General features: G+C 67.0%; 10 protein-coding genes. 5 read left to right on the plus strand and 5 right to left on the minus strand.

Features of this window, described 5'->3' with window-relative positions; all coding sequences use genetic code 11:
• Nucleotides 1-54: 54 nt before the first annotated feature.
• Together NMQ11_RS08260 and rocF are read right to left on the minus strand one after the other, a co-directional pair.
• Complete coding sequence (locus NMQ11_RS08260; protein ID WP_255167062.1) at nt 55-1,224, minus strand: NAD(P)/FAD-dependent oxidoreductase; 1,170 nt, start codon at nt 1,222-1,224, stop codon at nt 55-57.
• Between the two features lie 91 nt (nt 1,225-1,315).
• Nucleotides 1,316-2,224: an arginase gene (gene rocF, locus NMQ11_RS08265; protein WP_255167063.1), complete on the minus strand. Its 909-nt coding sequence runs from the start codon at nt 2,222-2,224 to the stop codon at nt 1,316-1,318.
• A gap of 95 nt (nt 2,225-2,319) precedes the next feature.
• Between rocF and NMQ11_RS08270 the strand changes: the two genes are divergently transcribed.
• On the plus strand, nt 2,320-2,997 hold the full coding sequence (locus tag NMQ11_RS08270) for a metal-dependent transcriptional regulator (protein ID WP_255167068.1): 678 nt from the start codon (nt 2,320-2,322) through the stop codon (nt 2,995-2,997).
• A gap of 184 nt (nt 2,998-3,181) precedes the next feature.
• Complete coding sequence (locus NMQ11_RS08275; protein WP_255170874.1) at nt 3,182-4,096, plus strand: ZIP family metal transporter; 915 nt, start codon at nt 3,182-3,184, stop codon at nt 4,094-4,096.
• Between the two features lie 10 nt (nt 4,097-4,106).
• On the opposite strand, the gene NMQ11_RS08280 is transcribed toward NMQ11_RS08275, so the two are convergent.
• Nucleotides 4,107-5,030 carry an NAD-dependent epimerase/dehydratase family protein gene (locus NMQ11_RS08280; protein ID WP_255167069.1) on the minus strand — a complete coding sequence of 308 codons (924 nt, stop codon included), beginning with the start codon at nt 5,028-5,030 and terminating at the stop codon, nt 4,107-4,109.
• 152 nt (nt 5,031-5,182) lie between these two features.
• On the opposite strand from NMQ11_RS08280, the gene NMQ11_RS08285 reads away from it, so the two are divergent.
• Entirely contained in the window at nt 5,183-5,716 is a 534-nt protein-coding gene (locus NMQ11_RS08285) for an Rrf2 family transcriptional regulator (RefSeq protein WP_255167071.1), read from the plus strand.
• A gap of 139 nt (nt 5,717-5,855) precedes the next feature.
• Entirely contained in the window at nt 5,856-6,266 is a 411-nt protein-coding gene (locus NMQ11_RS08290) for a hypothetical protein (protein WP_255167073.1), read from the plus strand.
• 173 nt (nt 6,267-6,439) lie between these two features.
• Here the strand turns inward: NMQ11_RS08290 and gyrA are convergent, their stop codons facing one another.
• A complete protein-coding gene (gyrA, locus tag NMQ11_RS08295; protein WP_255167075.1) occupies nt 6,440-8,902 on the minus strand; it encodes a DNA gyrase subunit A in 2,463 nt (820 codons plus the stop codon).
• A 49-nt stretch (nt 8,903-8,951) separates the two neighbouring features.
• Nucleotides 8,952-10,883, minus strand: coding sequence for a DNA topoisomerase (ATP-hydrolyzing) subunit B (gene gyrB, locus NMQ11_RS08300; RefSeq protein WP_255167078.1), 1,932 nt, complete (start codon nt 10,881-10,883; stop codon nt 8,952-8,954).
• 138 nt (nt 10,884-11,021) lie between these two features.
• Here gyrB and NMQ11_RS08305 point away from each other — a divergent pair, with 138 nt between their 5' ends.
• Nucleotides 11,022-13,496 carry a heavy metal translocating P-type ATPase gene (locus tag NMQ11_RS08305; protein WP_255167079.1) on the plus strand — a complete coding sequence of 825 codons (2,475 nt, stop codon included), beginning with the start codon at nt 11,022-11,024 and terminating at the stop codon, nt 13,494-13,496.
• Nucleotides 13,497-13,550 lie beyond the last annotated feature (54 nt).

The following is a 13,550-nucleotide window of genomic DNA, read 5'->3' on the forward strand; positions in this document are numbered from 1 at the left end:
GATCGGTGCCGTCGAGTCGTTGGAATCGGGTGTCGGCGTGCTACGCGAGCGGCGTCACAGCGACGACCAGCACTTCCGGGCGCGGTTCCAGGAGGTGAGGTCGGCGATCCAGCGGGCGGCGATGAGCTTCTTCAGGTTCTTCGCGGGGCGGCCGCCGAAGGTGTCGACGGGCATCGAGAGACCGAAGGCGGGTTTGACGCCGTGGGCGACCGCCTTGTCGCCGACGGAGACGACGGTTCCCTTGTCCTCGAACTCCCAGGTTCTGAGGGGACGCCCCTCGATCACGCGCGAGATGTTCTCGCCGGCGACTTCGGCGGCCTGCCAGGCGGCCTGTGCGGTCGGCGGTGCGGGCTGGTTGCCCTGGTCGACGATCGCCGAGTCGCCGATGGCGAAGACGCGCTCGTCGCTGGTCTGGAAGTTCGCACCGGCGTTGACGCGGTTGTGCTCCTTCTCGAGGTCCGCCCCTTCGAGCGCCTCCCGGCCCGTGATGCCCCCGGTCCAGACGAAGACGTCGTACTCGAGGGGCTCGCCCTCGTCGAAGTGGATGACGCCGTCTTCGGCCTCGGTGATCGGGTCGTCGGTGTGGATCCTGACGCCGGCTTCCTCGAGCAGGTCGCGCAGCGCCTGCTGGATCTCCGGGTCGTTACCGGGGAAGATCTCGTCGAGCGCCTCGACCAGGTGGATCTCGAGGGGCGCGCGGTGTTTGTCGCGGAACTCGGCGATCTCGCCGGCGGTCTGGATACCCGAGAGGCCGGCGCCGCCGATGACGATCTGGGCGGGTTCGCCGCGGGTGGCCTCCCTGCTCGCCGTCTCGATCCGGTCGTGGATCTCGAGGGCGTCGTCGAGGCTCTTCAGGGTCAGCGAGTGCTCCGCGAGGCCGGGGATGCCGTAGTAGGCGGTTCCGCTGCCCAGACCGACGAGAACGTAGTCGTACTCGACGTCCTCGCTGTCGGCGAGCTCGACGACCTGCTCGTCGACGTCGAGGTTGGTGACGCTATCCTGGATGAACTGCGTCGTCGGCTCGGCGATGTCGTGAACGGGAATCGTGATGTCAGAGCGAACGGTCGGGTCCCGGACGACGCGGTGGGCCTCGTGGAGGACGAGGTGGTAGTCGGTGTCCGAGATCCAGGTCAGTCTTGCGGTGTCGTCAAGCTCCGACTGGAGCTTCGAGATCGCTCCGGCACCCGCGTAGCCAGCGCCAAGAACGACGACATTCTCAGTCATACTGCACTCTCGGAAACACTCCGATACAAAGGTGTTGAAACCGTTATCCGCGTGCGTCATAGTCCCATGCGGCAGGATCTGCCGGGGTGTCCTAGAGGATGCGCTTGCCGAACGCACTCGCCGCCAGCTCCGCCGCGAGGATTCCGGTCTCGTTCTGTTCGTCCAGGATCGGATTGACCTCCACGACGTCCATCGAGCGGAGCACGTCGCGCTCGAACACGGTCTCGAGTGCGGAGTGTGCCTCCCGGTAGGTCGCTCCGCCGCGGACGGGGGTTCCGACGCCCGGTGCCGCCTTGGGGTCGAGCCAGTCGAGGTCGAGGCTGACGTGGATTCCGTCGGTGTCGGTCGTCGCGACGTCGATGGCGTCCTCGACGACGGCCGTAATCCCGCGCTCGTCGATGTCGGACATCGTAAACGCCGTCACGTCGCTGTCGCGGATGGCCTCGCGCTCGCGGTCGTCGATGCTCCGCAGGCCGACGTACACCACCGACTCCTCGCGGACTCGGGGTGCCCGTGCCCACTCGAGTTCGCCGAACAGCCCCTTTCCGAGGGCCGCGGCGAGGGGCATCCCGTGGACGTTCCCGCTCGGGGAGGTCTCTGGCGTGTTGAGGTCGGCGTGGGCGTCGAACCAGATCACGCCGAGGTCGGCCTCGCGGGCGGACCCGCTCATGGTGCCGATCGAGATCGAGTGGTCGCCCCCGAGGACGAGCGGGAACGACCCCTCCGAGAGCGTTTCGGCGACCTGGTCTTCGAGACGGGTGCAGACGTCTTCGGTCTCGTTCAGGAACTTCGCGTTGCCCGTCCGCGGCGGCTTCGCGTCCGGGTCGCGCTCCTCGGCGCGCGGGATCAGGAGGTCCCCGGAGTCCGTACACTCGACGCCCGCCGACTCGAGGCCGTCGGCCAGTCCGCCGTACCTGATCGCCGACGGCCCCATGTCGACGCCGCGCCTGTTCGCCCCGTAGTCCATCGGTGCACCGATAATCCGAACGGTTCGGCCCATACGCCTCGTTCGCGAGGGGGTGTTTAGTTCGTGGCGATTCGACTGCGCTGAAGGTGGCGATACGTTTAGGGTTAGACGGTCCTAACTTCGAATCGATGATGCTGAGCGACGTGATGGAAGACTACCTGAAGGTTATCTACCAGCTTCAGCGCGGCCACGAGGAGCGGATCAAGACCTCAGAGATCGCCGACGAACTCGACGTCACGTCGCCGACGGTCACCAGCATGCTCGAGAAACTCGAGGAGCGCGGCCTGGTCGACCGCGAGAAGTACCGGGGAGTGACGCTCACCGACGAGGGCGAGACGGTCGCCCTCGAGGTGATTCGCCACCACCGCCTGCTCGAGGCCTACCTGACCGAGCACCTCGACTACGACTGGGCGGAGGTTCACGAGGAGGCCGACCGCCTCGAACACCACATCAGCGAGGACTTCGAGGCGCGGGTCGCCGCCGCCCTCGACGATCCGAACGTCGACCCTCACGGCTCGCCGATCCCCGGTGCAGACCTCGAGCCGCCGGTTTCCGCCGGCGAATCGGTCACGGAGTTCGCCGAAGGAGAGACGGTCGTCGTCGAGGAGGTCGCCGACGACGATCCCGAGGTGCTCTCGTACCTCGCCGACCACGGCATCGAACCGGGGGTCGAACTCGAGATCCTCGAGATCGCGCCGTTCGGAATGATTACGGCCAGCGCGGCCGGCCACGACGATCCCGTTTCCCTGCCGACTGACGTCGCCCGACACGTTCGAGTGACGCTCCCGGCCGGGACCGAACGCTGATCAGACGGGCTACCCCGCTCCCGACGAACGATCGGTTAGTGTAGACTCAATCTAAAAATTGATGGGGAACATATATTATTAGCCGCGTCTAAACATCTGCTCATGAAGGACGTCGTTGCGGGACGGACGCGAGGTGGTTTCGTTGTCACGTCTCGATAGTCTCGCCGATTCGCTCCCGGCCTGGATGCTCGCGGTCGCGCCGGTGCTCATTCTCGGCGCGGTCGCCGGGCTGTTGTACCTGACCTCCCCGTTCGGTGACATCGAATCGATGGCCGAAGCGGGACCGCTCGAGATCCTGTGGATGCTCACGGTCATCGGCGCGATCGCGGGGATCGTTCCGGTCGTCATCGGAATGCTCTGGTTCCCGTTCATTCGGTCGCTGGACCACCGCTATCTGCACGCGTTTCTGGCGCTCTCGGCGGGCGTGCTGGCGTTCATCGCCTTCGAGATGACCGAGGAGGTCTTCGAACACGGTGCCGAAGTCGGCCCCGTGGCCGCGGGCGGCCTCGAACTCTCCGGGGTGATCGTCGCGGGTGGGCTCGCTGTCGCTGGCGTCGGCGGCACCTTCGCCGTCATGTACGTGATCAGCGAGTGGCGCCAGCGAAAGATGGCCAGCGCAGAAAAGAGCGGTCTCACGATCGCCTACCTCGTCGCGGTCGCCCTCGGCCTGCACAGTATCGGCGAGGGGCTCGCCATCGGCGTGGCGTTCATCGACGGCCAGGGAACACTCGTCATGCTGCTCGTCGTCGGCTTCGTCATGCACAACGTGATGGAGGGGCCGACGGTCGTCGCCGCCGTCGCGCGCGACCACACGATCCCGCCGTTGCGCCACTTCGCGGCGATGGGCGTCATCGCCGGCGGACCCGTGATCCTCGGCGGCTGGGTCGGCAGCCTCGCGAACTCGTCCGCCCTCGCCGTGTTGTTCTACGCGGTCGCGGTGGGTGCGATCCTGCAGGTGATCATCGAACTCGTCGACCTCATCAAGTTCGACGCCGAGAGCGTCGTCACCCGGCTCAACGCCGCGACGTTCGTCGTCGGCGTCGCGCTGATGTTCGTCCTCGAGGACGTGATCGTCGAGGGCTGGATCGTCCCCGGCTGACTCGCGCCTCTCAGGCCGCGAGATACGGCGCGCAGACGCGCTCGATTCCCTCCTCGAACCGGATTTTCGGCTCCCAGTCCGTCTCCGCCGCGAACCTCGAGGAATCCGCCAGCGTATCGTGGACGTAGACCGTCGCCGGAATCGGGTTCTCTACGTACTCCGGCTCGACCGACCGATCGAGTTCCTCGTTGAGGAGGTCCACGACCGTATTGAAGTCGTAGCTCTCTCCGGTGCCGAGGTTGTACACGCCCGTGAGTTCGGCGTCGGCCGCTCGCTCGAGTCCCCGGACGACGTCCGAAACGTGCGTGAAATCCCGCGTCTGGGTGCCGTCGCCGTAGATCACCGGCGAGCGACCGTGTGCGACGTCGTCGGCGAACTGGGCGACGACGTTGGCGTACTGGCCCTTGTGACGCTCGGCGCCGCCGTACCCCTGGTACACCGAGAACAGCCGCATTCCGGCGACGTTCATCCCGTACCGGTTCGCGAAGTACTCGCCGTAGCGCTCGCGGGCGAGCTTCGAGGCCTCGTAGCCCGTCCTGGCCTCGACCGGGAGCGACTCGGACGACGGCTCGGTTCGGCTGCCGTAGATGGACGACGTCGAGGCGTAGACGACGGTCTCACAGCCGTTCTCGCGGACCTGTTCGACCGTGTTGACGAACCCCTCGACGTTGACCCGCGCCCCGCGGGCGGGTTCGGCCTCGTGCATCGCGTACGACGACAGGGCGGCCAGGTGAAAGCAGACGTCGACGTCGGCCGGGAGATCCGGATCGAGAACGTTCGCCTCCACGAACTCCACCCGATCCGTGAGGTTCTCGGGGGTCCCCAGCGAGCGGTCGTCGACGGCGATCACGTCGTTCGCTCGAGCGAGGCGGTTCGCGAGGTTCGATCCCACGAAGCCGCCACCGCCGGTTACCAGCACGCGCTGTCCCTCCATAGCCGTCGGACACCGCGGAGGTGTAAAAATGATTGACGTGCTCGTCGTGACTGAACAACGAGATTAGGATACCCCGAGGCCAACACCGAAAATCGAAGCCGCTACCGGGACAACCCATCGGGTTTAAGGAAATCAATTACGAAGGATTCGCTATGTCATCGATCGAACTCACCCCGAGTCAGAAGAAAATCTTGCGGGCGTTGACGAACCTGCACACTGATGCCGAAGACGCGATCAAAGGCGAGGACATCGCCGAACAGGTCGACCGAAACCCCGGCACGATTCGCAACCAGATGCAGAGCCTCAAGGCGCTCCAGCTCGTCGAGGGCGTCCCCGGACCGAAGGGCGGCTACAAGCCGACCGCCGCCGCCTACGAGGCCCTCGAGATCCAGCAGATGGACGAACCGGCCTCGGTCCCGCTCGAGCACAACGGCGAGGAAGTCGAGGGCGTCCTCGTCGAAGAGATCGACCTCTCGAGCGTCCACCACCCCGAGCTGTGTCGCGCGGAGGTTCACCTCCAGGGGTCGATGGGCGACATCCACGAGAACGACGACGTCAGGGTCGGTCCGACGCCGCTCTCGAAGCTCGTCATCGACGGCACCGTCGACGGCAAAGACGACACGAACAACATTCTCATTCTGCGGATCGACGATATGCGGGCGCCGGCGGAGGAGCCGGCCCACTGAGCGTCCTCCGGCCGCTCGGCTTCCGTTTTCCGTTCGAACTCGCGCGTCGCTGTTTTCACACCTCCCGACTCGAGTCGCCCCGCGCGGCGTCCCCGAGCAACCGAACACGTATGTCGGCCCGACGGTCAGTACTACCCGAATGAAGGGGTTCGATCGGGACGCAGACACCGCGCTCACCCTCCTCGCACTGGTGATCGTCACCGCGGGTGCGTATCTCCCCTGGATACGGCCACGCTCCGAAGCGGGAGCCGTGCCGGACATCCTCCTTCCGGAGATGAACGCCGGGATATCGGGGTACAGCCTCCTGCTGGTTGTCGCGATGTTAGCAGTCCTGTCGCTGCTCGTCGTCGGACGTGACCGCCGTCGGTCGCTCGCGACCGCCCTCGCCGGAACGTTCGTGTTCACCGTCGGCCTCTACTACGTCCTCGCGACACCGCTGATCGGCTTCGACGCGACGTTCGTCCCGACGACCGGCTGGTACCTGACGGTCGCGGGCGGACTCCTGCTCGCGGCCGTCGGACTCGCGGGGCTAGTCTCTAGTAGTCGTTGACAGTCATTGTACTCCCGGTTGCGAATTTGCGGCCAGCGCGTTTCCGCTGGCCGCTCCCGTACGACCGGTGAGTAACTCGTTTCAACGGCGACTATCGCTCACCGAATCGACTGCGATGTGCGACGGGTCGGTGCCCGCCGGTAAAACGAATCCAGAACTCGAGTGTCGCTGGCCTACTCGTCGGCGTCGTCGGCCGGGATAACGTCGACGCTGGCGACGGCGTCGCCCGCCTCGACGTCCATCAGCGTCACGCCCATCGTGTTCCGGCCGACCGTCGACACCTCGTCTGCCCGCGTTCGCATGATCTGGCCGCGCTCGCTCATCATCACGAGGTGATCCGCCGGCGTGACCGCCTTGACGGCCGTCACGGGACCGTTTCGCTCGTTGGTCTTGATGTCGATCAGCCCCTTGCCGTAGCGCGACTGGGTCCGGTACTCGGAGAGCAGCGTCCGCTTGCCGTAGCCGTTCCGGGTGACGGTGAGCAGCGCGCGTTCGTCGCTCTCGTCGGTCGCGACCAGCCCCGCGACGGCGTCGCCGCCCTCGAGTTTGATGCCGTTGACCCCGCGGGCGTTGCGCCCCATCGTCCGGACCTCGCTCTCGTCGAAGCGGATCGTCATCCCCCGCTCGGTGGCGACGACGAGGTCCTTCGTGCCGTCGGTGACCTCGACGTCGACCAGTTCGTCGCCGTCCTCGAGGGAGGCGGCGATGATCCCCGTCGAGAGGATGTTGTCGAACTCGGCGCCGGCGGTCCGCTTGACGTAGCCGTGTTTCGTCGCCATCGTCACGCACTCGTCGTCGTCGAAGGCGTCGGTGTCGACGACGGCCGTGATGTTCTCGCCGGGATCGAGATCGAGGATGTTGACGGCGGATTTGCCGCGGGCGGTGCGGGACATCTCCGGGATCTCGTAGGTTTTGAGCCGGTAGACCTGGCCGTGGTTCGTAAAGCACAGCAGGTAGTCGTGGGTGTTCGCCCGGAAGACGGTGGCGACCCGATCGTCGGTTTTGACGTCGGCGCCGATGATCCCCTTCCCGCCCCGGCCCTGTGCGCCGAAGGCGTCGACCGGCATCCGCTTGACGTAGTCGTCCTCGGTCATGACGACGAGGACGTCCTCCTCCGGAATGAGGTCCTCGTGGGTGACCGTCCCCTCGTCCTCGATTATCGAGGTGCGACGGTCGTCGTCGTACTCGTCTTTGATCTCGAGCAGCTCCGCCTCGATCACCGCGTCGAGTTCGGCGTCGCTCCCGAGGATCGCCTCGAGGCGTTCGATCTCGGCCTGGAGTTCGTCGTACTCGTCTTCGATCTCGGCGGCCTCCATCGAGGTGAGGCTCCCGAGTTGCATCCGGACGATGTGTTCGGCCTGTGGCTCCGAGAAGGCGAACTCGGACTGGAGCCCCTCGCGGGCGGCCGACCGGTCCTCGGAGTTGCGGATCAGTTCGACGACGTCGTCGACGCGCTCGAGGGCCTTGAGTCGCCCCTCCAGGATGTGTGCGCGCTCTTCGGCCTCGTTCAAATCGTACTCGCTGCGCCGGCGTACGACCTCGCGGCGGTGGGAGATGTACTCCTGGAGCGTGTCCTTGAGCGTGAGCACTCGCGGCTGGCCGTCGACCAGCGCGAGGTTGATCACGCCGAACGTGCGCTCTAGGTGGTTCTCGAGCAGGCGGTTCTTGACGACCTCGGTGTTCGCGCCGCGCTTGAGTTCGACGACGACCCGGACGCCGTCGCGGTCGGACTCGTCGCGCAGGTCCGAGATGCCCTCGATGGTCCCCTCGTTGACGTCGTCGGCGATGCGTTCGACCATCCGGGCCTTGTTCGCCTGGTAGGGGAGTTCGGTGATGACGATCCGCTCGCGACCCGACTTCCACTCCTCGACCTCGAACTCCGCGCGGACGCGGATGCGACCCCGACCCGTCGCGTAGGCGGAGTAGATGGCGTCGCGGCCGACGATGTTGGCGCCGGTCGGGAAGTCGGGCCCCTTGACGTGCTCCATCAGCTCCTCGACGGTCGCCTCGGGGTTCTCGAGCAGCTCGACCGTCGCGTCGACGATCTCGCCGAGGTTGTGCGGCGGGATGTTCGTCGACATTCCGACGGCGATCCCCGAGGAGCCGTTGACGAGCAGGTTCGGGAACGACGACGGCAGCACCGTCGGCTCCTGGAGGCGGTCGTCGTAGTTCGACTGGAAGTCGACCGTGTCCTTCTCGATGTCCTCGAGGAGTTCCTCGGCGATCGAGGCCATCCGCGCCTCAGTGTACCGCGGTGCGGCCGGCGGATCGCCGTCCATCGAGCCGAAGTTCCCCTGGCCGTCGACGAGCGGGTAGCGCATCGAGAAGTCCTGGGCCATCCGCACGAGCGTGTCGTAGATCGCGCTGTCGCCGTGGGGGTGGTAGTCACCCATCGTCTCCCCGACGATCGAGGAGGACTTGCGGTGGCTGCTCCCGGAGGTGACGCCCATCTCGTGCATCGCGTACAGGATCCGGCGGTGAACCGGTTTGAGGCCGTCGCGGACGTCCGGCAGGGCGCGTCCGGCGATGACGCTCATCGCGTAGTCGATGTACGACTGTTCCATCTCGTCTTCGATCCGAACGGTCTCGACCGTTCGCGCGTCGATGTCGGTCGGGTCGGGTACTTCTGAACTCATAGCTGTGTCTCCGCTCGTCGTGTCGTAGTCGGGTGTGTTCGCATGCGTTTCAGATGTCGATCCACTCCGCCTCCGGAGCGTGATCCTTGATGAACTGCTTTCGCGGCTCGACGGCGTCGCCCATCAGTACCGAGAACATCTTGTCCGCGGCCGCGGCGTCCTCGACGCTGATCTGCTTCAGGATGCGGTTGTCCGGGTTCATCGTCGTCTCCCAGAGCTGTTCGGGGTTCATCTCGCCTAACCCCTTGAACCGCTGGATCTGCGTCGGGTTGCCGTCGCACTTCTCGGCGACGATCTCGTCGCGCTCTTCGTCCGTCATCGCGTCGTAGGTGTTGCCCCGGTAGCGGATGCGGTACAGCGGCGGCTGGGTGGCGTAGACGTAGCCGCCCTCGAGCAGCGGCCGCATGTGGCGGTAGAAGAACGTCAGCAGGAGGGTGCGGATGTGCGCTCCATCGACGTCGGCGTCAGTCGCCATGATGATCTTCTTGTAGCGAACCGCCTCGGGGTCGAACTCGTCGCCGATCCCCGCCCCGATGGCGGTGATCATGTTCCGGATCTCGTCGTTCTCGAGGATTCGGTCCAGGCGGTGTTTCTCGACGTTGAGGATCTTCCCCTTGATCGGGAGGACGGCCTGGAACTCGGGGTTGCGCGCCTGCTTCGCGCTGCCGCCCGCGGAGTCACCCTCCGCGATGAACAGCTCTGCTTCCTCGGGGTCTTTGGTCTGGCAATCGGCGAGCTTGCCGGGCAGCGAGGTGGAGTCGAGCGCCGACTTCCGGCGCGTGAGCTCTTCTGCCTTCTTGGCGGCCTTGCGCGCTTTCGCGGCCTCGACGGCCTTCATCACGATCGCCTGGGCCGTGTCGGGGTGTTCCTCGAAGTAGGTGCTGAGCCCCTCGTGCATCGCGCTCTCGACGATACCGCGGACCTCGCTGTTGCCGAGTTTGGTCTTGGTCTGGCCCTCGAACTGGGGGTCGGGGTGTTTGACCGAGATGACGGCGGTGAGCCCCTCGCGGATGTCCTCGCCCCGCAGATTCTCCTCGATGTCCGAGAGCAGGTCGTTGTCGTTCGCGTAGTCGTTGACGACGCGCGTGAGCGCCGTCTTGAACCCGGTGAGGTGGGTTCCCCCCTCCCGGGTGTTGATGTTGTTCGCGAACGCGTGGATCGAGCCCTGGAGCTCCTCGGTGGCCTGCATCGCCACCTCGACCTGGATGCTCTGTTCTTCGTCCTCGAAGTAGATAATGTCCGAGTGAAGCGGCGCTCGCGTCTCGTTCAGGTAGGTGACGAACTCGCGAATGCCGCCCTCGTACTCGTAGGTCTCGGCGACCGCCTCGCCGTCGTCGGTCTCCTGGCGCTCGTCGCGGAGGGTGATCCGGACGCCGGAGTTGAGGAAGGCCAGTTCGCGAAGGCGGTTCGACAGTGTCGAGAAGGCGAACTCGTCGGTCTCGAAGATGTCGTCGTCGGGCCAGAACCGAATCCGGGTTCCGGTCTCCTCGTCCGCCTCGAGCTCTCGAACCCGCTCCATGTCGCCCTGGGGCTCGCCGCGCTCGAAGGCGTGGGTGAAGACGCCGCCGTCGCGCTTGACCTCGATCTCGAGGCGTCCGGAGAGGGCGTTGACCACCGAGACGCCGACGCCGTGGAGGCCGCCGGAGACCTGGTAGGACTTGTTGTCGAACTTGCCGCCGGCGTGGAGGACCGTGAGGATCACCTCGAGGGCGGGGCGGTCGTACTCCTCGTGCGTGTCGACGGGAATGCCGCGGCCGTCGTCGGTGACGCTCACGGAACCATCGGCGTGGATGGTGACCGTGATGTCGTCACAGTGACCGGCGAGCGCCTCGTCGATCGAGTTGTCCACCACTTCGTAGACGAGGTGGTGGAGTCCTCGAGAGTCTGTAGAACCGATGTACATCGCCGGCCGTTTTCGCACGGCTTCCAGGCCCTCTAAGACCTGGATTTGTCCGGCGCCGTACTCGCTTTCCTGGGACATGAGAAACCTGCTTTCGGATAGTGGTCGGGGGGTAATAAAAGTCACGTGTACGCGCTCGCGCGAGCGCGAGGCAGCAGCATAAAACGCCACCGCGGTTGCTAAACCCGTCGGCGTCCAACCCGAACTCGAGAGCCACCCGTGGAGAGGACGCCTGGGGACGCCGACTCCGACGACCGGTGTGAGCTGTGCGGAACGCCGGTCGAGAGCGCTCGCCGGCTCGAGGAGCGCGCAACGTTCTGTAGCGCCGGCTGTCGCGACGTCGCCCGCGCGCTCGGCGACCGAGAGCCCGCCCCCGGCCAGGTTCCGGACGCCGACGAGCGGCCGGCGGACGAGCTCACCCGCACGTTCTTCCGGGTCGACGGGATGCGCCAGGCGACCTGCGAGGCGTTCCTCGAGCGGGTCGCGACCGCCCGCGACGGGGTCGCCGCCGCGGAGGCGAGCTACGTGACCGAGACGGTTCGGGTGGACCACGACCTCGAACGGTGCTCGAAAGCGGCCCTCAGAGACGCGCTGAGCACGACCGGCTACACCGCGTATCTGCGCGAGGAGGCCGACGCCGACGGCGCGGCGGCGGGACCGACGCGCCGGTCGCGGGAGATGGTCGGCACGCGCAAGCGGCGCTCGGACGACACGTTCGACGCGCGGTACATCGTCGGGATCGTCTTCGGCGCGTTCCTGCTGGTTCCCTACGTGACGATCCTGTACCCGGTCCACCTGGCGACGGTGTACGACGGCTGGGTGCTCGGCCTGTACGCGGAGGCGTTTCAGGACGGAACCGGACCGCTGTTCGTCCGGATCTACCTCGTCCTCGCGGGCCTCGTCCTCGTCGTCACCGGAATGCCCGTGTTGCGCGGCGCGTACGTCGGTCTCGTGCTCCGTCGGCCGAACACGGATCTCCTCGTCTCGCTGACCATCGTGAGCGCTTTCCTCTACAGCACGGCCGCCGCGGTCGCCGGCCGAATCGACATCTACTACGACCTGACGATCGTGGTCGCCGCGGCGGTGATGGCCGGGAGTTTCTACGAGTCGTCGGTCAAACGCCGCGGGACGGAACTCCTGACCGAACTGACGATCTCGCAGGTCGACACTGCAAGACGGTACGAGGCCGACGGCACCACCCGAGAGGTCCCCGCGGCCGACCTCGAGCCCGGTGACCGACTGCTCGTCCGCCGCGGCGAGCGAATTCCGGTCGACGGCACCCTTGCGGAGGGGCGGTGTACCGTCGACGAGGCTGTCGTCACCGGCGAGTCACTCCCGGTCGCCAAGCGGGTGGGCGACCGGGTCGTCGGCGGGTCGGCCGTCACCGCCGACGCGGCCGTGGTGACCGTCGACGAGGGCGCCACGAGCAGCATCGAACGGCTCACGCACAGGGTCTGGAACCTCCAGAGCGCCGATCACGGTATACAGCGGCGAGCCGACCGGTACGCCGGGATCGCCGCCCTCGTCGTCGTCGCGGCCGCCGTCCTCGTCGCCGCGGGCGCGCTGCTGACCGGGATGGGGGCGACGACGGCGGCGCTCGCGGCGCTGCTGGCGGTTTTCGTCGTCTCCCCCTGGGGGCTCGGCCTCGCGACGCCGGTTTCGGTCGCGTCGATCCTCGAGGAGGCGCTGGATCGGGGACTCGTCGTCTTCGACGAGACCGTCTTCGAACGCCTCCGCGCGGTCGACGTCGTCGTCTTCGACAAGACGGGAACGCTCACCATCGGCAGGATGGAGGTGCTCGAGACGACCGCCCCCGACGACCTGCTCGCGACCGTCGCGGCCCTCGAGCGCCGCGCCTCTCACCCGGTCGGGGCGGCGATCGTGGCGGCGTTCGGCGTCGAATCGACGGGGGGCCGCCGGGTGGACGACGGGACCGCGGAGCGGGGCGACGAGCGACGGATCGAGGGGTTCACGGACCACGCGACCGGCGTCTCGGGCCGCGTCGACGGCGTCGAACTCCTCGCTGGCACGCCCGACCTCTTCGCGGATCGGGGGTGGGCGGTGCCGGCGTCCGTCGAGACGGCCGTCGCGGACGCCCGTCGATCCGGACATCTTCCGGTCGTCGTCGGCCGGGGCGGCGCGGCGGAGGGTGTCGTCGTCGTCGGCGACGAACCGCGAGACGGCTGGCGCGAGACCGTCACCGAACTCGGCGATCGCGGCCTCGAGGTGGTCGTCCTCACCGGCGACCACCGGGCGGCTACCGACGCGTTCGAGCGCCACCCCCACGTCGATCACGTGTTCGCGAGCGTCCCGCCCGCGGGGAAGACGGCGGCGATCGACCTGCTGAAAGCCGACGGCCGCGTCGCGATGGTCGGCGACGGGACGAACGACGCCCCGGCGCTCGCGGCGGCGGATCTGGGGATCTCGCTCGGCAGCGGCACCGCGCTGGCGTCGGACGCTTCCGACCTCACCGTCCTCGAGAACGACCTCGGGGCGGTCGCCCTCGCGTTCGATCTCTCACGGCGGGCGCGCGTTCGCGTCGCCCGAAACGAGTGGCTGGCGCTCGGCTACAACGCGGTCGTGATCCCAGCCGCGCTCGTGGGCCTCCTGAACCCGCTCACGGCGATGCTCGCCGTCGCGGCCAGCGGACTCCTCGTCGTCGCGAACGCCTCGCGGCGACTCGTTGCGACGTGAGTCTCGAGGCCCCGCGGGGACGTCTTCACTTTCACTCCGGTAACACACACCTTT

Origin of the sequence: Natrononativus amylolyticus (assembly GCF_024362525.1) — an archaeon.
In the GTDB taxonomy this organism is placed as follows: domain Archaea; phylum Halobacteriota; class Halobacteria; order Halobacteriales; family Natrialbaceae; genus Natrononativus; species Natrononativus amylolyticus.

Excerpts from the sequence above, each read along its gene's own strand:
- NMQ11_RS08260 (WP_255167062.1), bottom strand. The coding sequence starts at position 1,224 with ATGACTGAGAATGTCGTCGTTCTTGGCGCTGGCTACGCGGGTGCCGGA.
- rocF (WP_255167063.1), bottom strand. The coding sequence starts at position 2,224 with ATGGGCCGAACCGTTCGGATTATCGGTGCACCGATGGACTACGGGGCG.
- NMQ11_RS08270 (WP_255167068.1), top strand. The coding sequence starts at position 2,320 with ATGATGCTGAGCGACGTGATGGAAGACTACCTGAAGGTTATCTACCAG.
- NMQ11_RS08275 (WP_255170874.1), top strand. The coding sequence starts at position 3,182 with ATGCTCGCGGTCGCGCCGGTGCTCATTCTCGGCGCGGTCGCCGGGCTG.
- NMQ11_RS08280 (WP_255167069.1), bottom strand. The coding sequence starts at position 5,030 with ATGGAGGGACAGCGCGTGCTGGTAACCGGCGGTGGCGGCTTCGTGGGA.
- NMQ11_RS08285 (WP_255167071.1), top strand. The coding sequence starts at position 5,183 with ATGTCATCGATCGAACTCACCCCGAGTCAGAAGAAAATCTTGCGGGCG.
- NMQ11_RS08290 (WP_255167073.1), top strand. The coding sequence starts at position 5,856 with ATGAAGGGGTTCGATCGGGACGCAGACACCGCGCTCACCCTCCTCGCA.
- gyrA (WP_255167075.1), bottom strand. The coding sequence starts at position 8,902 with ATGAGTTCAGAAGTACCCGACCCGACCGACATCGACGCGCGAACGGTC.
- gyrB (WP_255167078.1), bottom strand. The coding sequence starts at position 10,883 with ATGTCCCAGGAAAGCGAGTACGGCGCCGGACAAATCCAGGTCTTAGAG.